The following is a 24,392-nucleotide window of genomic DNA, read 5'->3' on the forward strand; positions in this document are numbered from 1 at the left end:
CGAGGCCAGATTGCCGGCATAGGTCAGCTTGTCGACGACGCAGACCTCATGCCCGGTCTCACCGATCAGCTTCCGCACAACCGCCGAACCAATGAACCCGGCGCCGCCGGTGACGAGATAACGCAAGGGCACGCCGCAGAACTCCGAGAAAGCCGGTGTCTTCAGCCGCAAGGCTCAGGGCAAGGACCAGCCTTGGGACGGCGTGTCAAGCATCGCGCCTTCGCCGCCTCTCGTCCCGGTCAGCCCTTGAAATGCTTGGAGAGCTTGAGAGCCTGGCCCTGATAGTTCGATTTCAGCCCGGCGCCATAGAGCGCCTCCGGCCGCGCCGCCATGGTCTCGTAGACCAGCCTTCCGACGATCTGGCCGTCCTCGATGATGAAGGGCACATCGCGGGAGCGGACCTCAAGCACGGCGCGCGCACCTTGTCCGCCGGCGGCGCCGTGGCCGAAGCCGGGATCGAAGAAACCCGCATAGTGCACCCGGAATTCGCCGACGAGCGCATCGAAGGGCGTCATCTCCGCGGCATAGTCCGGTGGGACGTGCACGGCTTCCTTGGAGGCGAGGATGTAGAACTGGCCAGGGTCGAGAATCATGCTGCGCGAGCCGTCGGCCGGAATCGGCTCCCAGAAGTCGACGGCACGATAGGCGCCGACGCGATCGACATCGATCAGCGCGGTGTGATGCTTGCCGCGATAGCCGAGCAGCCCGTCGAAACCCGAGAGGTCGACGCTGACGGCGACGCCCCCCTGGAAAGAAGGTTCGGCGGCGCTGACCAGCGTCTCGCGCATATGGACATCTTCCAGAGCGCGGTCATCGAGCCTCGTCTCGCCGGCGCGGAAGCGGATCTGCGAGAGCCTGGAGCCGGACCGCACGAGCACCGGGAAGGTGCGCGGCGAGATCTCGATGAAGAGCGGCCCCTCATAGCCATCCTCGACCAAGTCGAATTCACGCGCGCGATCGGTGATGACACGCGTGAAGACGTCGAGACGGCCGGTCGAGCTCTTCGGATTGGCGGCGGCGCGCAGGCCCTTGGGCAGCTTCAGGCCTTCCATCAGCTCGGCGATATAGACGCAGTCCGTTTCCAGCACCGCGCCGCGCGTCAGATCGATCTCATGCAGCGAGAGATCATCGATCCGGCTGCGCACCGTGCGCTCGGGGCCGGGCAGGAAGCTGGCGCGGACGCGATAAGCGCGATCGCCCAGCCGCAGATCGAGGCTCGCCGGCTGGATCTGCCCCTCGGCAGGCGGCCGGGCGAGCCTGATCGTGCCCTGCTCGATGAAGGCGCGGATGGAGCTGTCTGGCTGGATGCCGGGCGTGAAGGGCAGCATGCAAGGTCCGCGAGGATAATCGATCATAGCTAGCGAAGCGCTCCGGAAAGGCCAAGCACGGCCGAGTGCGTGCGGGCAATAGCCACAGGGTTGTCCACGCCAGAATCAGGACGGGGACGCATTGACGCTGCCGCCGGCAGGCCGATAACTGAGCCGTGGCGGCAGATGTCGTCACAGGCTAGAGAATCGGACCGAAAAGTGGATTCCACTTTTCGGGCAAATCCGATGCGACAACAAAGAGATAGATCGCCACTTTGCGTCCGGAACGACGCGCGGCGATCTAGCCGGAGCCTCGACCATGTATCAGGCACAGACGCGCGGCGTGCGTGTGACCGTGGCGCCGTCCTTCCTGGAAGCGGAATCCTCGCATGCGCAGGGCCGCTATTTCTGGGCGTACGCGATCGAGATCGTGAATCTTTCGACGCAGACCATTCAGCTGATGACTCGGCACTGGTTCATCACCGACGGGCGCGGCGAGATGCACGAGGTGCGCGGTGAGGGCGTCGTCGGCAAGCAGCCGGTGCTTAGACCGGGCGAGAGCTTCAACTACACCTCCGGCTGTCCGCTGACGACGCCGGACGGCTCGATGCACGGTTTCTACGCCATGCAGGATGAGAGCGGCACGATCTTCGACGTGGAAGTGCCGCTCTTCCCGCTCGACTCCCCCTATGTGAAGAAGGTTCTGCATTGACCGCCTCCGCTCAAACCGGGCAGCGCTACACGCCGCTCGAGATGCTCGCCCGCCTCGTCGCCTTCGACACGGTCAGCGACAAATCCAACCTGCCGCTGATCGATTTCGTCGAGGATTATCTCGCCGGCTGGGGCGTGCCGTCCGTGCGCTTCCCGAATGCAGCGGGCGACAAGACGGCGCTGTTCGCGACTGTCGGCCCGCAGGATCGCGGCGGCGTCGTGCTGTCGGGGCATACCGACGTCGTGCCGGTTACCGGCCAGGCCTGGAGCCGCGACCCGTTCACGCTGCACGTCGAGAACGGCCGCGCCTATGGCCGCGGCGCCGTCGACATGAAGGGCTTCCTCGCGCTTGGGCTTGCGCTCGTGCCGGATTTCCTCGCCGCCGACCTCAACACGCCGATCCACCTGTTCCTGTCCTATGACGAGGAGGTGACCTGCCTCGGCGTCGTCGATGGCATCGCCGCGATGGGCAAGACGTTGCCGCGGCCGCGCGCGGTCATCGTCGGCGAGCCGACCTCGCTCGACATCTGCGACGCGCACAAGGGCGTCAGAACGTTCCAGACCGTCATCAAGGGCTTCGCCGCGCATTCCTCCAAGCCGCAGCTCGGCGCCAGCGCCGTCCATGCCGGCGCGCTGCTCGCGGCCGAGCTGGACCACATGGCCGAGGACGCCAAGCAGAAGCTGGATGCCAGCGGTCGCTTCGACCCGCCCTACGACACCGTCCATATCGGCTCGTTCCATGGCGGCATCGCCCGCAACATCCTGGCCGATCACAGCGAGATCCTCTGGGAGATCCGCACCCTGCCGACCTCCGATCCCGAGGCGGGTCCCGCACGCTTTGCCGGCGTGTCGGACAAGGTTCAGGCGCGCATGCGCTCGACCGCATCGAGCGCGGCGATCGAGACGGAAATGACCTCGGATGTGCCGGGGCTCGCGCCCGAGCCGGGCTCGGAGGCCGAGCGGCTCGCCATGCGCCTGTCCGGGCGCAACCACACCATCGCGGTCGCTTATGCGACAGAGGCAGGGCATTTCCAGCATGCGGGGCTGGCGACCGTGGTGTGCGGGCCCGGTTCGATCGACCAGGCGCATCAGCCCGACGAATACATCACGCTGGAGCAGCTCCAGGCCGGTGAGGCGTTCATGCGCAAGCTGATGGCGGAGTGCCGGCAGGGTTAGGCTGCCCGCTGGCGCTCACGCCGCCCTCTCGTCGTCATGCTCGCCCTTGTGGCGAGCATCCACGTCTTGAACACAGCCTTCGGTCGGCGAACCGAAGACGTGGATGGTCGGGACAAGCCCGACCATGACGGGAGTGCCGTGCTTGGAGATTCCCAGGTCGCCGCCTTGCGGCGCCCGAGAATGACGTCGAGGTCACAGCCCCGCTGACAATCCGTCCTCGACCTCGGCCGGGTCGAAGCTGTAGCGCCGCGAGCAGAACTCGCAGGTGACGCCGAGCTTGCCGTCATCGGCGATCATCGCGCGGCGGTCCTCGGGAGAGAAGCCGCGCAGCATCGTCAGCACGCGCTCGCGTGAACAGCGGCAGGCCTCGCGGACAAGGGCCGGCTCGAAGACACGGGCGCCGCGCTCATGGAAGAGCCGATAGAGCAGGCGCTCGCTCTCCAGCATCGGGTCGAGCAGCTCATGGTCCTCGACCGTCTCGACCAGCGAGCGCGCTTCCATCCAGGCATCATCGCTGATGCCGTCGGGGTCGCTGCCGGTCAGGATCTCATGCCCCTCGGGCGCATCGCCGGGATGGATGTCGGCCGCGCGCAGGCGATCGGGCGAATGCGGCATGAACTGGACGAGGATGCCGCCGGCGCGCCATTGCGGCCGGCCGCCGGTCGTGACCGTGCCCACGCCGAGCCGTACCCGGGTCGGGATCTGCTCGGACTGCCGGAAATACTGATGCGCCGCCTCTTCGAGCCCCTGCCGCTTCAGCGCGACGATGCCCTGATAGCGGGTCGTCGTCGTGCCCTGGTCGACGGTCATGGCGAGATGCCCCTCGCCCAGCAACTCGCCGGTCGAGAGCTTCTCGCGAGCGATCGCCTCGGCGAGCTTGGCTTCGTCGATATGGGCGACGGCGCGGAAATTGTCCGGCGCGTTGAAGTCGACCACCATCATCGAGATGGCGCCGTCGCTCTTGGTCTGGAGCTGGAAGCGGCCCTCGAACTTCAGCGCCGTGCCGAGCAGCACGGTCAGCGCAGCCGCCTCGCCCAGCACGCGCGAGACCGGCGCGGGATAGTCGTGCCGCTCGAGAATCGTGTCGATCGAGGGGCCCAGCCGCGCCACGCGGCCGCGCACGTCGAGATCGGGCACGGCGAAGGGCACGACCCGATCGTCGAGCCCCGCGGTGACGCCTGCGTCGTTGGCGGCCATCAGGCCGCCACTCCGCCGAAGCACCAGGCCAAGATGCCCTTCTGCGCATGCAGCCGGTTCTCGGCCTCGTCGAAGACTGCCGATTGCGGGCCATCCATGATCTGGTCGGTGACCTCCTCGCCGCGCGAGGCCGGCAGGCAATGCATGAAGATCGCGTCCTTCTCGGCACGGTCCATCAGCCTCTCGTCGACCTGATAGGGCCGCAGGAGGTTGTGGCGCGTGCCTTCCTCGTCACCCATCGAGACCCAGCAATCGGTGATGACGCAATCGGCGCCCTCCACCGCTTCCTCGGGCCGGCTGGTCAGCGAGAGCTTCGCACCCTGCTTCTTGGCCCAGGCGATCAGGGCCGGAGGCGGCGCGAGTTCCTCGGGCGTCGCGATGGCGAGCTCGAAATCGAGCCGGCCGGCGGCATGGACCCAGGAGGTCAGCACGTTGTTGGTGTCGCCGGTCCAGGCGATGCGCTTGCCCTGGATCGAGCCCTTGCGCTCCTCGAAGGTCATGACATCGGCCATCACCTGGCAGGGATGCTGGCGCTTGGTCAGCCCGTTGATCACCGGCACGGTCGCATATTTCGCCATCTCGACCAGCGAATCGTGATCGAGGATGCGGATCATGATCGCATCGACATAGCGCGAGAGCACGCGGGCGGTGTCGGCGATCGTCTCGCGCTCGCCGAGCTCGATCTCATGGCCCGCGACCATCATCGGCGAGCCGCCGAGCTCGCGGATGCCGACGTCGAAGGATACGCGCGTGCGCAGCGAAGGCTGCTCGAAGATCATGGCGATGACCTTGCCTTCGAGCAGGCGATCCCCCGCAGCGGCCGGTGTACGGCGTCGCGATTTCATCTCCTCGCCGGCGCGCAGGATCGCGCGCAGCTCACTGCCGGAGAAATCGGAGAGATCGAGGAAATGGCGCGTCACGGGCGCTTCCTTCGCTTCGCGGGGTGGGTGGGTTGAACTTATTCGGCAGCGGGGCGCTTCAGCGTCGCCTCGACGGCGCCCGCGGCCTTGTCGAGCCGCGAGACCGCCTCGGCGACATCCGCCTCGGTGATGATCAGCGGCGGCAGCAGGCGCACGACATTGTCGCCGGCGCCGACCACGAGCAGACCCTGGGCACGGGCCTCGTTGACGAAGTCGGTGTTCGGCGTGTGGAGCTTGAGGCCCAACATCAGCCCCTCGCCGCGGATCTCGGCGACGACCTCCGGATGCTTGTCCTTCAACTCGGCCAGCGACTGCTTCAGCCGCAGCGAGATCTTGCCGACATTCTCGATGAAGCCCGGCGCCAGCACGACGTCGAGCACGGCATTGCCCACCGCCATGGCGAGCGGGTTGCCGCCGAAGGTGGTGCCGTGCGTGCCGAGCGTCATGCCGGAAGCGGCTTCCTCCGTCGCGAGGCAGGCGCCCATCGGGAAGCCGCCGCCGATGCCCTTGGCGATCGACATGATGTCCGGCATGACGCCGTACATCTCATGGGCGAAGAACTTGCCGGTGCGGCCGACGCCGGTCTGGATCTCGTCGAAGATCAGCAGCAGGCCGTGCTCGTCGCAAAGCTCGCGCAGGAGCTTGAGGAAACGGGCCGGTACGGAGCGCAGGCCACCCTCGCCCTGGATCGGCTCGATCATCAGCGCGGCCGTCTCGGGCGTGATCGCGGCCCGCAGCGCCTTCTCGTCGTCGAAGGGAACCTGATCGAAGCCTTCGACCTTGGGGCCGAAGCCGTCGATATATTTCTGCTGGCCGCCGGCAGCGATGGTCGCCAGCGTCCGGCCGTGGAAGGCACCCTCGAAGGTGATGATGCGGTAGCGCTCGGGATGGCCCTTCGCGGCGTGATATTTCCGCGCCATCTTGATGGCGCACTCGTTCGCCTCGGCGCCCGAATTGGTGAAGAAGACGCGCTCGGCGAAGGTGGCCTCGCAGAGCCGCCGCGCCAGGCGTTCGCCGTCCGGCGCGCCATAGAGGTTCGAGGTGTGCCAGATCTTGCCAGCCTGCTCGGTCAGCGTCTTGACGAGATGCGGATGGGCGTGGCCGAGCGCGTTGACCGCGATGCCAGCGCCGAAATCGAGATACCGCGTGCCGTCAGCCGTGATCGCCCAGGGGCCTTCACCGCGCTCGAAGGCGACGGGGGCGCGGGCATAGGTCGGCACGAGCACGGACTGGCTGGCGGAAGCAGGAGCGGGAGCCATGGGGCGAAAATCCTCGCGAAGGGAGACGGGGTGAGAACGGATGGGCGCTGGATTGAGAACGACGATCCGGGATGGGTGCTGCTGGCATGCAGCCATGATACGACCCGGGGACGACGTTATCGTCGCACCCAGCTCCTGACCTCTCGTCGCGCCGTCATCCGCATCGTTCGGGGCCTTGATCCGCAAACATAAGCGCCGCCCGAACGGGGCGGCGTCACCTTGTGGATAAATATGCTTAAGGCGGCCGGAGCTGTCAATTCAAAGCCGCGCTGTCGGTGTTGCCGAAAGGATTCGCTTGACGGCGCAATCGCGAATCGCCTGGGGAAAAGCTGTTTTCGGATTCGCCGACTCTTGTTCGCGAGTCACCGCAGCTTGTATGGTCTGCCTTGTCAGATACGACATTTCGTGCGGCGTCCCCTGTACCGTCTGTTGCGGCAGCAACGGCATTGTCCCCGTGACAAGGCCGCTGATCCCGGATTCCGTCACGAAGCGCCCTTAAAGGCTGGCCTCGCAAGGGCTGGCCGGACAAGACAGGTGATGCGGATGAACGAAGCCGGAGCATGGACTGACGAACGCGTCGAACTGCTCAAGAAGCTCTGGAGCGATGGGCTGAGCGCCAGCCAGATCGCCGCCGAGCTGGGCAATGTCACGCGCAATGCGGTGATCGGAAAGGTTCACCGTCTCGGCCTTTCTGGCCGAGCCAAGAGTGCGGCCCAGCCGGCCGCGCCGCGCAATGCCGCACCCCGCAAGGCGCCGCCGCGCTCGCCGAGCCATCCGATGGCGAGCCCGGCCGCGAACGCCACGCGCGGCGCCCACGCGCTGGCCCCCGCCTTCGCGCCGGAGGCCGAACTCGAGGCCGAGACTGCGCCGCTGCCTTCCGAGGATGTGGTGATCCCGTTCTCGGAGCGCGTCACCATCATGGAACTGCGCGAGTATATGTGCCGCTGGCCGATGGGCGACCCGACGACCCCGGATTTCCGTTTCTGCGGCGCGCGCTCGCAGACCGGCCTGCCCTATTGCAGCCACCACTCGCGCATCGCCTACCAGCCCGCCGCCGACCGCCGGCGCGACCGGAGCAAGGTACGGGCCTGAGGCGCGAGCAATCTCGGACACAGAAAAACCGGCCTTCGGGCCGGTTTTTTATTGCGCGCCCGGAAAGCACGTCATGGGTCGGCCTTGCCCCGCCCCTCTCTGGCCGAAGGAGCCGCCGGTGGCGTCTCGTCACGAGATTCCCGGGTCTGCGCTTCGCCGCGCTGAGGAATGACGGCAGGAGTCCACTCCCTCAAAGGCGCCGACGGTTCTCCAGCGATCGGCTCCAGCGCGAGAGCGCGAAACAGATCAGCCAGTAGATCGCGCCGGAAAAGGCATAGGCCTCCATGTTCATGCCGACCCAGTTGGGATCGGCGAGCGAGGCCTGGGCGATGCCGAGCAGGTCGAGGATCGAGACCACCAGCACCAGCGTGGTGTTCTTGATCAGCGCGATGAACTCGTTGGTCATCGCCGGCAGCGAGATGCGCAGCGCCTGCGGCAGGACGATGAGGCCCGTCGCCTTCCAGTAGTTGAGGCCGAGCGCTGTGGCCGCCTCGCGCTGGCCCTTGGGAAGCGCCTGCAGGCCGCCGCGCACGGCTTCCGCCATATAGGCGGCGATCACGAAGCCAAGGCCGATCACGGCGCGCGCCAGCCGGTCGATGCCGATGCCGCCCGGCAGGATCAGCGGCAGCAGCAGCGAGGCCAGGAAGATGACGGCAATGATCGGCACGCCGCGCCAGAACTCGATGAAGACGATGCTGATCAGCCGGATGACGCGCAACTGCGACTGGCGCCCGAGCGCGAAGAGGATGCCGAGCGGGATCGCGATCAGGCTCGAATAGATCGAGATGAACAGGGTCAGCATCAGCCCGCCCCATTCGCGCGTCTCGATATAGCGCAAGCCGAACCCACCCGAGAGCAGCCAGATGCCGAGCGGCGGCAGGATCACGAGCATGGCGATGCCGAGCTTCAGCCTGAGCCGCTGCGGGGCGAAGACGACCGCCGCGATGCCGAGGACGAAGGCGATGCCCGCGATATCAACCCGCCAGCGTTGGTCCGGGGGATAGAGCCCGTACATGAACTGGCCGAAGCGGGCGCGGATGAAGACCCAGCAGGCACCGCCGGGCGCGCAATCGGCCCGCGTCGTGCCGACCCAGGTCGCGTCGATCAGCGCCCAGCGGATCAGCGGCACCGCGACCCAGGCGATGGCAAGCGCCAGGACCACGCTGACGAAGCCGGTGAAGGGCGTGCCGAACAGGCGTTCACGCCAGAGGGAGAGGGACGAGGCGCGGTTCATCGCGTCACCAGGGCGATACGGGCATTGTACCAGTTCATGATCGCCGACACCGCCAGGCCGATGACGAGATAGACGGCGAGCGTCATGGCGATGATCTCGATGGCCTGGCCGGTATTGTTGAGCGCCGAGCCCATGAACAGGCTGACCACGTCGGGATAAGCGATGGCCGCACCGAAGGACGAGTTCTTCAGCACGTTGAGATACTGGTTGGTCAGCGGCGGGATCATCACGCGCAGCGCCTGCGGGATGGTGACGAGGCGCAGGATCTGCCCCGGGCGCAGCCCCAGGGCCGATCCGGCCTCGGTCTGCCCATGCGAGACCGACTGGATGCCGCCGCGCACGATCTCGGCGATGAAGCCCGCCGTATAGGTGACGAGTGCCGCGAGCAGCGCGACGAATTCAGGGATGACGGCGAAACCGCCGCGATAATTGAAGCCGCGCAGTGCCGGAACGTCCCAGCGCGTCGCCAGCGTCGCCCAGACGATAGCCAGCAGCGGGATGGCGAGCAGCAGGGCGAGGCCGACCCGCAGCGTCGGTGCGTGCAGCCCGGTACGCTCCTGGCGCCGGCGCGCCCAGATCGCGAAAGCCCAGTAGACGAGGACGCTGACGAGGATCACGAGGCCGGCGACCCGGAAATTCTCCAGCCCTTCTGGAAGCGGGATCGTCACGCCGCGATTGTTGAGGAAGGCGACGCCGAACAGGCTTATGCTCTGACGCGGAGCCGGTAACGCCGCGATGATGCCGAAATACCAGAACAGCACGAAGAACAGCAGCGGGATGTTGCGGACGAACTCGATATAGGCCCCGGCAATGGTCGAGATCAGCCAGTGCGAGGACAGCCGGGCAATGCCGACGACGAAGCCGAGCAGCGTCGCCAGCACGATCGCGATCACCGTCACCAGCATGGTGTTGGCGACGCCGACCCAGAACAGACCGAGGATGTTGTCGGCCTGGGTATAGCCGGTCAGGACGAAGGGCACCTCGATGCCGGAGGTGCGCCAGAGGAAGTCGAAGCCGGAGGCGATGCCGGCCTTGACCATGTTCTCCGAGGCGTTGCGCACGAAGAAGACGGTCATGCCGACGAGGAAGACGACGACCGCGATCTGGTAAATCCAGTCGCGGACGCGCTTGTCGTTGATGAGAGAGAAGAAGCTGCTCACGCCGGCCTCGATCGGGAGTCGCGGGCGTCATCCCCGGGCGCCGCGAAGCGCAGTCCCGGGAATCTCGTGACGCTCAGCCTGGTTTCCGAGATGGCCGGGTCAAAGCCCGGCCATGACGTGCTTCAAGCGGCTCTCACTGGAAGGGCGGGGTGAAGAGCAGGCCGCCCTTGGTCCAGAGCTGGTTCTGGCCGCGCTCGAGCTTCAGCGGCGAGCCCATGCCGACGGTGCGCTCGTAGCTTTCGCCGTAGTTTCCGACCTGCTTGATCGCGTTGTACATCCAGTCGTTCGACAGCCCCATCATCGCACCGAAGCCACCCTCGGCGCCGAGCAGGCGGCGCACTTCCGTGTTCTTCGAATTGGCCTTCATGTCGTCGACGTTCTTGGAGGTGACGCCGAGCGCCTCGGCGGCGATCGTGCCGTTCAGCACCCAGCGCACGATGAGCTGCCAGCGCTCGTCGCCCCAGCGCGTCACCGGGCCCTGCGGATCGTTCGAGATCGGCTGGGTCAGGATGATGTGCTCGTCGGGGTTCTTGAGCTTGGCACGCTGGCCGGCAAGGGCGCCCACGCCGGCCGTATAGGCGTCACAGCGGCCCGAATCATAGGCGGTGATGGCGTCGTCGTTCTTCTGGAAATTGGTGATGGTGACCTTGAGATTGCGCTCGCGGAACCAGTCGGCCGCGTTCTTCTCCTCGGTCGAGCCGGCAGCGACGCAGACCGAGGCGCCGTCGAGGCCAGCGGCTTCCTTCACGCCCGTCGACTTGCGGACGACGAAGGTCTGGCCCTCGTAGAAATTGATGCCCTGGAAATTGAGGCCGAGCGTGGCGTTGCGCGAGAAGGTGATGGTCGAGTTGCGTGAGAGCACATCGACCTGGCCCGATTGCAGAATCGGCCAGCGCTGCTGCACCGAGGTCGGCGTGTACTTCACCTTGCTGGCATCGCCGAGCACCGCGGCGGCGAGCGCCCGGCAGTAGTCGACGTCGAGACCGGTCCACTCGCCCTTGTCATTGGCGAAGGAGAAGCCGGGCAGGCCGAGATGCACGCCGCATTCGAGATTGCCGCGTGCCTTGACCGCATCCAGCGTCGGGCTCGGGGCGAGCTGCTGCGCCTGCGCAAGCGAGATTCCGGCGGCAAGCACGCCCGCCACGCTCAAAATTCTGATGGTCATATCCGTCTCCCCGAAGCCATTGGCGGCCTTCTGTGCTGGAAGCGGGACTATGCAACAGCCGCACCGAAAGCGATAGCACCCGGCACGTGCTCGCTTCGGCGCGGCACCTGAACCCTGTCGAAGGCTGTCAGGAGGCCCGTGCAGCCGAGATTTCGGAAGGCTGATCGCGGCCGGCGTTCCGGCGGCCTGAGCCGAACGGCTCAGTTGCCGAACACGGTGTTGAGCTGGCTGCCGACCATGATGAAGGTGGTGCGCTTGGCCACCTCCTTGAGGCTGACCGCGCCGATATAGGTCATCGCCGAGCGCACGCCGCCCATCAGTTCCTGCATCGTGCCCTCGACCGGGCCGCGATAGGGCACCTCGACCGTCTTGCCCTCGGATGCCCGGTACTTGGCGACGCCGCCGGAATACTTGTTCATCGCGGTGTCGGAGGACATGCCGTAGAAGGTCATGGCGACCGGCACCTTCTCGCCGCCGCGCTCCTCGTAGCGGATCTCGCCCTCGCATTCGTCATGGCCGGCGAGCATGCCGCCCATCATCACGAAGTCGGAGCCGCCACCGAAGGCCTTGGCGACATCGCCGGGCACGGTCAGGCCGCCATCGCCGCAGACCAGGCCCTTGAGCCCGTGCGCGGCATCGGAGCATTCGATGATCGCCGAGAGCTGGGGATAGCCGACGCCAGTCATCTTGCGGGTGGTGCAGACCGAGCCCGGGCCGATGCCGACCTTGATGATATCGGCCCCGGCGAGCAGCAGCGCCTCGGTCATGTCGCCGGTGACCACATTACCGGCCATGATCGCCGCCTCCGGGAAAGCGGCGCGCGTGGCCTTGACCGTGTCGACGAACTTCTCGGTGTAGCCGTTGGCGACGTCGAGGCAGATCTTGCTGATCGGCGACTGAGCATGGACCGCCTTGAGCTTGTCATGGTCGGTGTCGGTCGTGCCGAGCGAGTAGAATGCGTTGGCCGATCCCGGCTCGCGGAAGAAGGCGATCAGCTCCTCGGCGCTGTAGTGCTTGTGCAGTGCCACCATGGCGCCGTGCTTCAGCAGTGCCCGCGCCATGCTCATCGTGCCGACCACGTCCATGTTGGCGGCGATCAGCGGGAAGCCCTTCCACTCCTTGCCCGTATGGGCGAAGCGGAAGCTGCGCTCGACATCGACTTCGGCGCGGCTGCCGAGCGTCGAACGCTTCGGACGGATCAGCACGTCGCGGAAGTCGAGCTTCGGGTCGTTTTCGATGCGCATGATTGGCCTCTGGTGGCGTTCCGGGGGGCTGGAGCCGGAATCCCGAGGGCTTTTGCTCGGGTGACGCACGCGGAAGAGGCGTGCGCCGACACATAGCGCCCGGCCCCTCGCGATGCAATCCGGGGTCTTCCGGCTCAGGCCGAGGCAGGCGAGACCGGCGGCCTCGCGTTCTTGCGGATGGTGTAGAGCGTTGCGCCGATCACGATGACAGCGCCGATCCAGGTGGTGAGCGCCGGTATCTCGGCGAAGAAGACGAAGCCGGTGAAACTCGCCAGCAGCAGGCGGCTGAAGTCGAGCGGCGCCAGCGCTGCCGCCTCGCCGACCTGATAGGCGCGGGTGATCAGCCACTGCCCGGCGGTGCCGAACACGCTCAGGACGACAAGCCAGAACCACTGGTTCGGCGTCGGCGGCTGCCACCAGAGCCAGCACGGCACGGCGAGCAGGGCGATCAGCACGATGCCCTGGTAGAGCAGGATGGTGTCCGTGCGCTCGCTTGCCGCAAGCTTGCGGACGCTGACGGTGATGCCGGCGCCGAAGATGGCCCCGGCGACGGAGAGCAGCGCATAGATATCGAGCCCCTCGCTGCTCGGACGCAGCATGATCAGCACGCCGACGAAGCCGATGATCGTGGCGGCCCAGCGCCGGCCATCGACCGCTTCCTTCAGCACCAGCACCGCGGCGATGGTGACGAAGAGCACCTGGCTGAAGCCGATCGCCGTCGCCTGCGCGAGCGGAATCTTGACCACGGCGGTGAAGCCGCAAAGCATGGAGAGCAGCGTGATCACGCTGCGGAAGATCTGCAGGCCGAGACGCTCCGTATGCAGCGCACGGCGCAAGCTGCCCGCTGCGAAGGCGAGCAGGATCGCGGTCATGATCACCTGCCGGATCAGCAGGATCTGCACCAGCGGGATCGCCTGGCCGACATGCTTGATGCCGGCGACCATCACCGCATAGACCAGCAAGGCCGAGATCATGAAGACCGAGCCCCGCAGATTGGGGCTGGCGCCACGCCACCAGTGCCGCAGCCGGCGCAGGGCCTGTCTGCGGCCCCCCGGCACCTCGGCGAGGACGATCGGACCGGGCGCGTCGGGTGCGACCAACTCGTCGGCGAGCGGCGGCGCAGCCGGCTCCTGCCAGGCGGGCGCTTCGCCTTCCACATCCGTCCGGCTTTGCCGGCCGGCCTGCCGATCCTCGCTCATCGCCCCTCGACTTGGCCGGCATCGGCCGGTCCCGCGTTTCCGCTTCGCGCAAATCATTGATGAAGCGCGGCAATCCGGCCAATGACAATGTCACATGACCGGGTTGTGCCGTCGGCGCGGCCGGAGCGGAGCCGTCATTTCCCGCCAGGGGGTGGGCAACCTCACCAACAGGCTCTAGGAGGGCTCCGGTTTCTGTGCCGCGGAGCACGCGCTTGAAAGTTCTGCTCGAGGATTTCGCGAACGGTGTTCGGGCCCTGGCGCCGAGTTGCTTCCCCTATCGGCGTTTCGCCCTGGCACTGGCGCTCGGCGGACTCGGGGGCTGGCTGTTCGTGCAGGCGCGGCTGCCGCTGCCCTGGATGCTGGGCTCGATGGTGTTCTGCACGGCCGCAGCGCTGATCAAGCTGCGCGTCGCCGCGCCGCCGGTGATCCGGCCGCCGATGACGGCGGTGATCGGCGTGATGCTCGGCGCCTCCTTCAAGCCCGATGTCGTAGCTCAGCTGCCGAACTGGCTGCCGACGCTGGCCGGGCTCGTGCTGTTCATGGTCGCCTGCGGCCTGTGCTGCGTCGGCTATTTCCGCCGCGTTGCCGGCTTCGACCCGGTCACCGCCTTCTTTTCCGGCATGCCGGGCGGGCTCATCGAGATGGTGACGGTCGGCGAGGAGAAGGGCGGCGATGCCCGTATCATCGCCCTGATCCACTCCGCCCGCATCCTGCTGGTGGTCATGACCCTGCCCTTCATCGTGCAATGGATCGGCGGCGTCTCCCTCGGGGGCGGGCGTGTCGCCGGACCATCGTTCGCGCAGACGCCGCTCGGCTCCGAACTCTGGCTCATCAGCTGCGGCATCCTCGGCGTGATCGCCGGTCACTGGCTCAAATTGCCGGCTAAATACCTGCTCGGACCGATGCTGGTCAGCGCGATCGTCCATGTCACCGGCCTCAGCGCGGCGGTGCCGCCGGCGGAGATCGTCAATGCGGCGCAGCTTGTGCTCGGCGTTACCATCGGCTGCCGCTTCGTCGGCACGGCCCCGCGCATCATCCTGCGTGTGCTGCTGCTCTCGGTCGGCTCGACCGTGATCCTGCTCGCGCTGACCCTGAGCTTCGCCTGGCTGGTCGCGCTCGTCTCGGTGCACGGCCATGTGCCGCTGATCCTCGCCTATTCGCCGGGCGGCCTCGCCGAGATGAGCCTGATCGCGCTGGCGCTGCACACCGAAGTCGCCTTCGTCGCGGCGCACCACATCGTCCGCGTCTTCCTGGTGATGGTCTCGGCCGGGCCGATCTTCGGGCTGATCGGCCGCCGCGAGAAGAACGCGCCGGCGGAATAGCGCCGCGCCAACCGGCTCCGGCGACCAAGCGGGCCGGCGCCTCCGACAATTCCGGCATCTTGGCGTTTTGCATGACCGGTCTGCACCAGCCGTCGAAAGCGGGGCGTCCTCTGGCCGGTGCCGCTCGGCGAAGCTAGGGTGATTCGAACGACAGGGGAGGCTGACGAACATGAACCAAATCGATTTAAAGAACCGTGTCGCCATCGTCACCGGCGGAGCGCAGGGGATTGGGCGGGCCGTCGCTGAGCGCTTCGCCGCCAGCGGCGCGACGGTCGCGATCTGGGATGTCGACGGAGCGCTCGCGGAGAAGGCCGCCGCCGAGATCGGCCATGGCGCCATCGGCGTCGCCGTGGACGTGACGGACGCAGCCGCCGTGCAGAAGGCGAGCGACGCGCTCGAAGCGAAGCTCGGCAGCATCGACATCCTCGTCACCAGCGCGGGTATCGCCGGCCCCAACCACAAGACCTGGGAATACCCGCTCGAGGACTGGGCGCGCGTCATGAAGCTCAATGTCGACGGCACGCTGCATTGTTGCCGGTCGGTCATTCCCGGCATGGTCAAGCGCAACTACGGCCGCATCGTCCTCGTCGCCTCGATCGCCGGCAAGGAAGGCAACCCTAACGCCTCGGCCTATTCGGCCTCGAAGGCGGCGGTGATCGCGCTGACGAAATCCCTCGGCAAGGAGCTCGCCGACAAGGACATCGCCGTGAACTGCATCACCCCGGCTGCCGCACGCACCCGCATCTTCGACCAGATGAGCGAGGAGCATATCGGCTACATGCTGGCCAAGATCCCGCGCGGGCGCTTCCTGCTGCCGGAGGAGGTTGCCTCGATGGTCGCCTTCCTGGCCTCGGCCGAAAACAGCTTCACCACCGCCGGCGTCTTCGACCTCTCGGGTGGACGGGCGACCTACTGACGCGAACGCCGAAGATCGAGCTGCGCCGGCCGGGAGGATTTCCCTGGTCCGGCGCAGCGCCTGAATGCCCGCGCCCCACCCTGCGCCAGATAGACGCACAAATATCTTGATCATGTTTACGCCTCGGTAAGGCTCTCTTTTCACCCTGAAGGGGCAAAAGGAGATAAAACGATGATCAAGATGGCGCTCTCAACGGCTGCCCTCGTCCTTCTGACGGCCTCGGCAGCTCAAGCCGTCACCGCCAAATCGCTCGGACGGTTCAGCAACTGGAGCGCGGCGACCTATGAGCAAGGCGATACGCAGCGTTGCTTCATCATGAGCACGCCATCGACTGAAGAACCTTCCAGCCTGCGCCACGGGGAAGTGTTTTTCTTCATGCAGACGGGCGGCAGCGACAGCAATACGGAATCGAGCTTCCAGACCGGCTACGACTTCGCCAAGAACTCGGTCGTGACCGTCACCATCGGCGACGACAGTTTCCGCATGCTGACCGAAGGCAACAACGCCTGGCTCGAGCGGCTGGAACGCGAACCGGCGCTGCTCGCTGCGATGCGGGCGGGCAACAGCATGGTGCTGGAAGCGCGCTCCGCCCGCGGCAATGCGACGACCTACACCTTCTCGCTTGCCGGCGTCACAGCCGCCTCCCGCATGATGCAGCGCTGCAATACGGGGGCGGCACAGAGCTAGAACAGGACCTTTGCGAAAAACCGGTTCCCAGTTTTTCGTATCCTGCACTAACCTCGCGCCATGACGCAGATGCTTCCTTCCGCCGCCGTCCTCGGTGCCCGCGCCTTTGCCGCGCTTGCCGGCCTCAACCGCTTCAGCGACGAGCCGGGCAAGCTGACCCGGCTCTATCTCTCGCCGGCGCATCGGCAGGCGGCCGAATGGGTCAAGGGCGCGATGGAAGTGGCCGGGCTCACCGCCTTCATCGACGCCGCCGGCTCGGTGCAGGGACGGCGCGAGGGCACGGTGCCCGGCGCGCCCGCCGTGCTGATCGGCTCTCATATCGACACGGTCAAAGATGGCGGCCGCTTCGACGGCAACCTCGGAGTCGTCGCCGGCATCCTCGCGGCGCAGGCGCTGCGCGATGCAGGGATCAGCCTGCCGTTCCCGCTCGAGATCCTGGGTTTCGGCGACGAGGAGAATGTCCGCTTCCCGACGCATCTGTCGACCTCGGAAGCCCTGGCGGGCGCTTACAATCCGGCATGGCTGGAAGCGCGCGACAGCGAGGGCGTGAGGCTCGGCGATGCGCTCGTCGCCTTCGGCGGAAACCCCGACGGCATCGCGGCCCTCGCTCGCAAGCCCGGATCGATCCAGGCCTATCTTGAAGTCCATATCGAGCAGGGCCCGGTGCTGGAGGCGGAGAACGAGCCGGTCGGCATCGTCACCGCCATCAACGCCCAGAGCCGGGCCCGGGTGCGCGTCGCCGGCGAGGCCGGCCATGCCGGCACCGTGCCTATGGCGCTGCGCAAGGACGCGCTGACGGCCGCCGCCGAGATGGCGCTGGCGCTGGAGGAGATCGCGGCTGGCCATGAACTCGCCGTCGGAACGGTCGGTGTGCTCAGGGCCGAGCCCGGCGCGACCAATGTCGTGCCCGGTGCGGCCGAGTTCACCATCGATTTCCGCGCACCGAAAAACGAGACGCTCGCAGCAATGGAAGCCGCGATCCGCAGCCGCTTTGCCGAGATCGCGGCACGCCGCGGCGTCGGGCTCGAGATCGTGCCCTATGCGAAGGCCGATGCGGTCCCGATGGACCTGCGCCTGCAGGACGCCTTCGTGGCCGGCATCGCCAGGACTGGCAGTAATATCGCCGGCCGCAAGCTCCCGTCCGGTGCAGGGCATGACGCCATGACCATGGCGGCGATCGCGCCGGCGGCCATGCTGTTCGTGCGGAACGAGAAAGGCATCAGCCATTCGCCGCTCGAGAACATGAGCGAGGAAGACGCCGGCATCGCTATCAAAGTCTTGATCGAAACGCTGTTGGAACTGGCCGAACGGTCAAAGTAGAAGAATTCCAGCCGCGACACCGCGCGCCATTCCGCGAGAAACCGGAAAGGCCTAGGAGAGGCGCGCCGCAGGAGGCTGGCCATGGATTTCGAGAACTTCTTCCGCCGGGAACTTGAGGGGCTGCACCGCGAGGGCCGCTATCGCGTCTTCGTCGATCTGGAGCGGCAGGCCGGCCGCTTCCCGCTGGCCACCTATCACGGCGAGAGCGGGCCGCGCGAAGTCACCGTCTGGTGCTCGAACGACTATCTCGGCATGGGGCAGCATCCGAAGGTTCTCGCCGCGATGCATGAGGCGCTCGATGGCTGCGGCGCAGGCGCAGGCGGCACCCGCAACATCGGCGGCACCAATCACTACCATGTCCTGTTGGAGCGCGAGCTCGCCGATCTGCACGGCAAGGAAGCGGCGCTGCTGTTCAACTCCGGCTATACGTCCAACTGGGCCTCGCTCTCGACGCTCGCAGCCAGGCTTCCCGGCTGCGTCGTCCTGACGGACGCGCTCAACCATGCCTCGATGATCGAGGGCATCCGCCATTCGCGCGTAGAGAAGCATATCTTCGCCCATAACGACCCTGACGATCTGCGCCGCAAGCTCGCCGCGCTCGATCCGAACAGGCCGAAGCTGATCGCCTTCGAGTCGGTCTATTCGATGGATGGCGACATCGCGCCGATCAGGGAATTCTGCGACATCGCCGACGCATTCGGCGCGATGACCTATCTCGACGAAGTCCATGCCGTCGGGCTCTACGGGCCGCGCGGGGGCGGCATCTCCGAGCGCGACGGCCTCACCGACCGGCTGACCCTGATCCAGGGGACGCTGGCGAAGTCCTTCGGCGTGATCGGCGGCTACATTACCGGTTCGGCCGCGCTCTGCGACTTCATCCGCAGCTTCGCCTCCGGCTTCATCTTTTCCAGCTCTCTGCCGCCGGCGGTGGCGGCGGGCGCCATCGCAGCGATCCGGCATCTCAAGGAGAGCTCGGCCGAGCGCGAGCGCCAGCAGGATCGCGTCGCGGCACTGCGCGGCAAGCTCAACGCGGCGGGCATTCCGCATCTGCCGAATCCCAGCCACATCGTGCCGGTGATGGTCGGGGAGGCGAAGGCCTGCAAGTCGATCAGCGACGAGTTGCTGGCGCGCTTCGACATCTATGTCCAGCCGATCAACTATCCGACCGTGCCGCGCGGCACGGAGCGGCTGAGGATCACGCCCTCGCCCTTCCATTCCGACGCCGATATCGACCGTCTGGTCGCCGCGCTCGGCGCGATCTGGGCGCGGGACGGGCTGAAGCGCGCGGCCTGAAGCTGCAGAGGTGTCATTCTCGGGCTAGACCCGAGAATCTCCGGACGAGAAGGCGCCGGAGCCTCCTCCGGCACGAGATGCTCGGGTTAAGCCCGATCATGACGCCTTGCGAGACCGACAATCTCAGAGATTGAAGACGCGGTGCGGGACGAATTCGCCGTTCTCGACCGAGCCGGTCGCGATCAGCGTGCCGGCGCAGGTGGCATAGGCGGCTTTCAACTCGATGGGCGCTCCGGCGCCGCGGAGCAGGGCGCTCTGGCCGCGCTTGATGCGGGCAGCGGCATCGCGGTGGATCACGATCTCCGGGATCAGCGTCAGCGCCGCCTTGACCGGCTGAAGGGCCGCCAGCGCGCTCTCCGGGCTTTCGCGCAGTGTCTCGACGCTCGCCGCTTCAGCCACCGTGAAGGGGCCGACGCGGGTGCGGCGCAGATGCGCGACATGGCCGAGGCAGCCGAGCGCAAGGCCGAGATCGCGGGCGATGGCGCGGACATAGGTGCCCTTGCCGCATTCGGCCTCGAAGGTCGTCGTGGCGCCGTCATGGCTGACGATGGCCAGCGCATCGATCTCGACGGGTCTGGCCTGCAGCTCGACCTCCTCGCCGTCGCGGGCGAGGTCATAGGCGCGCTCGCCGGCGATCTTGATCGCCGAGAACTTCGGCGGGGTCTGCAGGATGGTGCCGGTGAAACGCGGCAGCAGGGCTGCGATGGCGGCCTCGTCCGGACGCTGCTCCGAGGTCGCGATCACCCGGCCCTCGGTGTCGTCCGTATCGGTCTGCGTGCCCCAAGAGACGGTGAACTGATAGGCCTTGCGGCCATCCATGACGAAGGGAACTGTCTTGGTCGCCTCGCCGAGCGCGATCGGCAACAGGCCGGACGCCAGCGGGTCGAGCGTGCCGGCATGGCCGGCCTTCTTGGCGGAAAAAGCCCTCTTCACGACGCTGACCGCATGGGTCGAGGTCATGCCGATCGGCTTGTCGAGCACGACCCAGCCATGAACGTCGCGCTTCTTCGGACGCGGCGCCGGAGCGGCGCCCTGATCCTGGACGGTTTCGGATGGATTCTCAGCGGTCATCGTCACGGCGGTCGTCTTCGGAGGTTTGGTCTTCGTGGTCCTGGTCGATCTTCAGGCGCTGGACCTGCGTATCGCGGCGCACGGCATCGGTATCGAGCAGAGCGTCGATACGCTCGGCCTCGGCGAAGCTCTCATCGGCACGGAAGCGGATGTCCGGCGCGTATTTCAGGTTCACGCGATGGGCGATCTCACCGCGCATATAGCGCTTATTGGCCTCGAGCGCCTTGAGCACCGGCTTAATATCCTGCCCGCCGAGCGGCATGATGTAGGCGGTGGCGAGCTTCAGATCGGGCGAGAGGCGCACCTCAGGCACAGTGACGACGTGCTTTGCCAGCACATCGTCATGGATGTCACCGCGCGCGAGCATGTCGGCCAGCGCATGGCGGATCAGTTCGCCGACGCGCAATTGCCGCTGGGAAGGGCCGGAAGGTTTTGCAGGTTTGGCCATGGTTCTCGTTTTCCGGGATCGGACCGGATGGACGGGTCAACGTCATTGGCCGGGCACGAGGCCCGGCCATCTCTATGGGAGCGCGGATGAACAGGGATAGGCTGCCCGGGTCAAGCCCGGACAAGCCGCCCCATTCTCAGAGGCTGCGCTTGATCTCTTCGACGCGATAGCACTCGATCACGTCGCCGACACGCATGTCCTGGTAGTTCTCGAAGGACATGCCGCATTCCTGGCCGGCCACAACTTCCTTGGCGTCGTCCTTGAAGCGCTTGAGCTGACCGAGCTTGCCCTCGTGAACCACGACGTTGTCGCGGATCAGGCGGACATTGGCGCCGCGCTCGATCGTGCCGTCGGTGACGCGGCAGCCGGCGATCTTGCCGACCTTCGAGACGTTGAAGATCTCGAGGATCGACGCGTTGCCGAGCATGGTCTCGCGCAGGGTCGGCGCCAGCAGGCCCGACATCGCATCCTTCACATCATCCATGAGGTTATAGATGATGTTGTAGTAGCGGATCTCGACGCCGGCCCGGTCGGCCGCCTCGCGCGCTTCCTTATGCGCACGGACGTTGAAGCCAACCACGACCGCGCCCGAAGCCTGGGCGAGCGTGACATCCGACTCGGTGATGGCGCCGACGCCCGAAGAGAGCACACGGGCGCGAACCTCGTCGTTGCCGACCTTCTCAAGCGCGCCGACGATGGCCTCGACCGAACCCTGCACGTCGCCCTTGACGACCAGCGGGAACTCCTTGCGGCCAGCGCCCTCCTTGAGCTCGCGCATCATCTCGGCGAGCGAGCGGCCGGCGCCGGAGGCGGCGCCACGGGCTGCCTGACGATCGCGACGCTGACGCTCGCGGTACTCCGTGATCTCGCGGGCGCGGGCCTCGGACTCGACCACCGCAACGCGGTCGCCGGCCTCGGGCGTGCCGTTGAAACCGAGTACCTCGACCGGCATGGAGGGCGGAGCCTCCTTCACCTGCGCGCCGGTATCGGCGATCAGGGCGCGGACGCGGCCCCATTCGGCACCCGCCACGACGATGTCGCCGGTGCGCAGCGTGCCGCGCTGGACGAGCACGGTCGCGACCGGGCCACGGCCGCGGTCGAGCTTGGCCTCGATGACCGTGCCTTCGGCCGGACGATGGGGATTGGCCTTGAGATCGAGCACCTCGGCCTGCAGCGCAATCGCTTCCAGCAGCTTGTCGAGGTTGTGGCCGGTCTTGGCGGAGACCTCGACTTCGAGGGTCTCGCCGCCGAGGGTCTCGACCTGGATCTCGTACTGCAGCAGTTCGGCGCGGACGCGATCCGGGTTGGCGTCGGACTTGTCGACCTTGTTGATCGCCACGATCAGCGGCACGCCGGCCGCCTTGGCATGATGGATCGCCTCGGCCGTCTGCGGCATGACGCCGTCATCGGCTGCCACGACCAGCACGACGACGTCCGTCACCTTGGCGCCGCGGGCGCGCATCGCCGTGAAGGCGGCGTGGCCGGGGGTGTCGATGAAGGTCACCTGGCTGCCCAGCGGGGTCGTCACCTGATAGGCGCCGATATGCTGGGTGATGCCGCCGGCCTCGCCGGTGACGACCTTGGTCTTGCGGATCGCGTCGAGCAGCGAGGTCTTGCCGTGGTCGACATGGCCCATGATGGTCACGACCGCAGGCCGCGACTCCAGGGTCTCGTCGGTATCCGGCGTGTCGAACAGGCCTTCCTCGACGTCGGATTCGGCGACGCGCTTGACGGTGTGGCCCATTTCCTCGGCGATGAGCTGGGCGGTGTCGGCATCGATCACGTCGGTGATCTTGTGCATCGCGCCCTGCTTCATCAGCAGGCGGATGACATCGACGCCGCGCTCCGTCATGCGGTTCGCGAGTTCCTGGATGGTGATCGTCTCGGGGATGATCACCTCGCGCATCACGCGCTCTTTCTGCACGTCCGAAGCCCGATGGCCGGTCATGCGCTGCACGCGCCGGCGGAACGAGGCGACCGAACGTGTCCGCTCGTCCTCGCTCCCGGTCGCCGTCGATAGCGTCAGGCGACCGCGCGGCTTGTCGTTGGTGGTCTTCGGAGTCTTGGGCGCCGCCGGAGCGGGGCCGCGGCCGGCACCGGCGCCCAGGCCGGGACGGCGGAACGCGGCCTTGACATCGACGTCATCCGAGCGATTGCGCGGGGCGCCGCTCGACGGAGGAGCCTGACGGGTCGGACGAGCAACAGCCGGCTCTGCAGGGGCCGAGGAATCCACACGCGGCGGACGCGGCGAATCGGAACGAGGCGGACGGGAGTCCAGCCGCGGCGGACGCGCGCCAACGTCGCGACCTGGACCGGGCGAGCGCGGCGTGAACTCGCGCGGGCCGGACGGGGCCGGACGGCCGTAATACTGGGTCGGCTGCGGCGCGGGCGCCTGGGCCGGGGGGGCTGCCTCGCGCGGAGCGGCGGGCGGTGCAGCCGGGCGAACAACCTGCTCATCACGCTGGCGAGCAGCGCTCTCGGCGCGACGCTTCTGGTCGTCCTCCTGACGGCGGCGATCCTCTTCCTGGCGCTGGCGGGCAGCGGCGGCATCGCGCTCCTGGCGCTCGCGCTCAATGGCGGCTGCGCGCTGGCGTGCCTCCTCTTCAGCGACGCGGCGCGCCTCGGCCTCGGTGCTGCGCGCTTCGGCGAGAGCGCGCTGACGGGCGTCCTTCTCCTCGTCGGAGAGGGTGCGCAGCAGCATGCTGCCAGCCGGGCGCTGCGGAGCCTGCGGGCTCGGGGCAGCCGGGCGCTGCGGAGCCGCCTGCGGGGCAGGAGCCTGCGGAGCGCGTGGCGCGACCGGTTCCTTCACCTCGTGACCGGCGGCGCGGCGCTTGACCTCGACGACGACCTGCTTCGAACGCCCATGCGAGAAGCTCTGTCGAACAGTGCTCTGCTCGACAGGCCGCTTCAGCGACAGGGTCTTGGGCGGGTTGACGGTCAAAGTCTTGTCGCCCGGGTTTTTGGTATCGGTCATTCCGCGTTCGGTCCTGCCGGTTCGGTCGTGTCTTCAATATCGTTCGGGTCGGATGCGGCGGTATCGTCCGTCCGATACCGGACGAGCCGACGCCAGCGCGAGAGTACGCCCTCGGCCGCTGGTCCCGGAGCAAGCGCGGCATGTATCACATGTGCGCGCCCCAACGCCAATTCCAAATCCGCTGCCGCGAAAATCGCGACGACGGGCAATTCGCGGGCCTTGAGCCCCTCGGCCTCGCGAGCCGCCGCCAACCGGCGGACAGCCTGGCCGATCTTGCGCTTGCCGTCCTCGGCGCCATCGCTCGCGGCGATTACCGCAAGACAACGGCCGGTTTCGATCAGCGCCTCAACCTTGGCGAAGCCAGCGGTAACCAGCCCAGCCTTGTTGGCCATCGACAGCGCCTGCAGCGTGTCGCGGTACATCAGTCCGTCGACAATATCCGGCAAATCCGCCGGAACCGCGACCTTCGCCTTGAGCGAACGCTCGAAGGCTTTCCGCTTGATCGCCTCGGCAACGGTCTTGCGGCTGAGGCTCGCCCAGACGCCGCGTCCGGGAAGCTTGCGCCGCAGATCCGGCACGAGCACGCCGTCCGGCCCGGCGACGAAGCGGATCAGGTCGTCGGGTGCCTTGACGGCCCGTGTGACGACGCAGCTCCGCTCCGGCCCTTCCTTCTGCGCCGCCGCTTTCACCGCGAGGG

Annotated in this window: 22 protein-coding genes; 8 read left to right on the forward strand and 14 right to left on the reverse strand. The window is 67.1% G+C overall.

Translation table 11 applies throughout. The features are described 5' to 3' along the window. A partial coding sequence (locus tag AB4Z10_RS28110) for an NAD-dependent epimerase/dehydratase family protein (protein WP_441473735.1) occupies positions 1-132 on the reverse strand: 132 nt, incomplete at its 3' end. A gap of 107 nt (positions 133-239) precedes the next feature. Then, on the reverse strand, positions 240-1,328 hold the full coding sequence (locus AB4Z10_RS28115; RefSeq protein ID WP_441473696.1) for a 2'-deoxycytidine 5'-triphosphate deaminase: 1,089 nt from the start codon (positions 1,326-1,328) through the stop codon (positions 240-242). Between the two features lie 298 nt (positions 1,329-1,626). On the opposite strand from AB4Z10_RS28115, the gene apaG reads away from it, so the two are divergent. Then, positions 1,627-2,019, forward strand: coding sequence for a Co2+/Mg2+ efflux protein ApaG (gene apaG, locus AB4Z10_RS28120; RefSeq protein ID WP_149131783.1), 393 nt, complete (start codon positions 1,627-1,629; stop codon positions 2,017-2,019). Beyond that, positions 2,016-3,194, forward strand: a complete 1,179-nt coding sequence (gene argE / locus AB4Z10_RS28125) for an acetylornithine deacetylase (protein ID WP_441473697.1) — start codon at positions 2,016-2,018, stop codon at positions 3,192-3,194. Before apaG ends, argE begins: the two co-directional genes overlap by 4 nt. A gap of 192 nt (positions 3,195-3,386) precedes the next feature. Here the strand turns inward: argE and AB4Z10_RS28130 are convergent, their stop codons facing one another. The 3 genes from AB4Z10_RS28130 to AB4Z10_RS28140 are packed head-to-tail and all read right to left on the reverse strand — an operon-like array spanning position 3,387 to position 6,570. Beyond that, positions 3,387-4,391 (reverse strand): Hsp33 family molecular chaperone, encoded by a 1,005-nt coding sequence (locus AB4Z10_RS28130; RefSeq protein WP_441473698.1) that lies wholly within the window; start codon positions 4,389-4,391, stop codon positions 3,387-3,389. Next, entirely contained in the window at positions 4,391-5,311 is a 921-nt protein-coding gene (gene argF / locus AB4Z10_RS28135; protein WP_441473699.1) for an ornithine carbamoyltransferase, read from the reverse strand. Before argF ends, AB4Z10_RS28130 begins: the two co-directional genes overlap by 1 nt. Before the next feature lie 38 nt (positions 5,312-5,349). Beyond that, positions 5,350-6,570 carry an aspartate aminotransferase family protein gene (locus tag AB4Z10_RS28140; RefSeq protein WP_441473700.1) on the reverse strand — a complete coding sequence of 407 codons (1,221 nt, stop codon included), beginning with the start codon at positions 6,568-6,570 and terminating at the stop codon, positions 5,350-5,352. Between the two features lie 543 nt (positions 6,571-7,113). On the opposite strand from AB4Z10_RS28140, the gene AB4Z10_RS28145 reads away from it, so the two are divergent. After that, the gene (locus tag AB4Z10_RS28145) at positions 7,114-7,662 is read left to right on the forward strand and encodes a GcrA family cell cycle regulator (RefSeq protein ID WP_441473701.1); all 549 of its coding nucleotides are present in this window, start codon (positions 7,114-7,116) and stop codon (positions 7,660-7,662) included. Positions 7,663-7,852: 190 nt separating this feature from the next. On the opposite strand, the gene AB4Z10_RS28150 is transcribed toward AB4Z10_RS28145, so the two are convergent. The 5 genes from AB4Z10_RS28150 to AB4Z10_RS28170 form a co-directional block, all read right to left on the reverse strand. Then, positions 7,853-8,896 (reverse strand): amino acid ABC transporter permease, encoded by a 1,044-nt coding sequence (locus tag AB4Z10_RS28150; RefSeq protein ID WP_441473702.1) that lies wholly within the window; start codon positions 8,894-8,896, stop codon positions 7,853-7,855. Continuing rightward, complete coding sequence (locus AB4Z10_RS28155) at positions 8,893-10,056, reverse strand: amino acid ABC transporter permease (RefSeq protein WP_441473703.1); 1,164 nt, start codon at positions 10,054-10,056, stop codon at positions 8,893-8,895. Before AB4Z10_RS28155 ends, AB4Z10_RS28150 begins: the two co-directional genes overlap by 4 nt. Before the next feature lie 133 nt (positions 10,057-10,189). Next, complete coding sequence (locus AB4Z10_RS28160; RefSeq protein ID WP_441473704.1) at positions 10,190-11,221, reverse strand: amino acid ABC transporter substrate-binding protein; 1,032 nt, start codon at positions 11,219-11,221, stop codon at positions 10,190-10,192. Positions 11,222-11,421: 200 nt separating this feature from the next. Then, complete coding sequence (locus AB4Z10_RS28165) at positions 11,422-12,465, reverse strand: GMP reductase (protein ID WP_441473705.1); 1,044 nt, start codon at positions 12,463-12,465, stop codon at positions 11,422-11,424. Between the two features lie 134 nt (positions 12,466-12,599). Beyond that, complete coding sequence (locus AB4Z10_RS28170) at positions 12,600-13,664, reverse strand: DMT family transporter (protein ID WP_441473706.1); 1,065 nt, start codon at positions 13,662-13,664, stop codon at positions 12,600-12,602. A 212-nt stretch (positions 13,665-13,876) separates the two neighbouring features. Here AB4Z10_RS28170 and AB4Z10_RS28175 point away from each other — a divergent pair, with 212 nt between their 5' ends. The 5 genes from AB4Z10_RS28175 to hemA all read left to right on the forward strand — a co-directional run bounded on the left by AB4Z10_RS28175 (position 13,877) and on the right by hemA (position 19,202). Next, entirely contained in the window at positions 13,877-14,986 is a 1,110-nt protein-coding gene (locus AB4Z10_RS28175; RefSeq protein WP_441473707.1) for an AbrB family transcriptional regulator, read from the forward strand. Between the two features lie 169 nt (positions 14,987-15,155). Beyond that, on the forward strand, positions 15,156-15,902 hold the full coding sequence (locus tag AB4Z10_RS28180) for an SDR family NAD(P)-dependent oxidoreductase (protein ID WP_441473708.1): 747 nt from the start codon (positions 15,156-15,158) through the stop codon (positions 15,900-15,902). Between the two features lie 171 nt (positions 15,903-16,073). Further along, positions 16,074-16,589 carry an invasion associated locus B family protein gene (locus AB4Z10_RS28185; protein ID WP_441473709.1) on the forward strand — a complete coding sequence of 172 codons (516 nt, stop codon included), beginning with the start codon at positions 16,074-16,076 and terminating at the stop codon, positions 16,587-16,589. Between the two features lie 60 nt (positions 16,590-16,649). Beyond that, a complete protein-coding gene (locus AB4Z10_RS28190; RefSeq protein WP_441473710.1) occupies positions 16,650-17,909 on the forward strand; it encodes an allantoate amidohydrolase in 1,260 nt (419 codons plus the stop codon). 81 nt (positions 17,910-17,990) lie between these two features. After that, positions 17,991-19,202, forward strand: a complete 1,212-nt coding sequence (hemA, locus tag AB4Z10_RS28195; protein ID WP_441473711.1) for a 5-aminolevulinate synthase — start codon at positions 17,991-17,993, stop codon at positions 19,200-19,202. A gap of 123 nt (positions 19,203-19,325) precedes the next feature. Here hemA and truB read toward each other — a convergent pair whose 3' ends face one another. The 4 genes from truB to AB4Z10_RS28215 form a co-directional block, all read right to left on the reverse strand. Beyond that, entirely contained in the window at positions 19,326-20,273 is a 948-nt protein-coding gene (gene truB, locus AB4Z10_RS28200; protein ID WP_441473736.1) for a tRNA pseudouridine(55) synthase TruB, read from the reverse strand. Beyond that, positions 20,263-20,721: a 30S ribosome-binding factor RbfA gene (rbfA, locus tag AB4Z10_RS28205; RefSeq protein ID WP_441473712.1), complete on the reverse strand. Its 459-nt coding sequence runs from the start codon at positions 20,719-20,721 to the stop codon at positions 20,263-20,265. The genes truB and rbfA overlap by 11 nt, the downstream gene beginning before the upstream one ends. A 136-nt stretch (positions 20,722-20,857) precedes the next feature. Next, on the reverse strand, positions 20,858-23,695 hold the full coding sequence (gene infB / locus AB4Z10_RS28210) for a translation initiation factor IF-2 (RefSeq protein WP_441473713.1): 2,838 nt from the start codon (positions 23,693-23,695) through the stop codon (positions 20,858-20,860). Beyond that, complete coding sequence (locus tag AB4Z10_RS28215) at positions 23,692-24,384, reverse strand: RNA-binding protein (RefSeq protein ID WP_441473714.1); 693 nt, start codon at positions 24,382-24,384, stop codon at positions 23,692-23,694. Before AB4Z10_RS28215 ends, infB begins: the two co-directional genes overlap by 4 nt. Positions 24,385-24,392: the final 8 nt, after the last annotated feature.

Origin of the sequence: Allobosea sp. RAF48, assembly GCF_052114025.1 — a bacterium.
Taxonomy (GTDB): Bacteria; Pseudomonadota; Alphaproteobacteria; order Rhizobiales; family Beijerinckiaceae; genus Allobosea.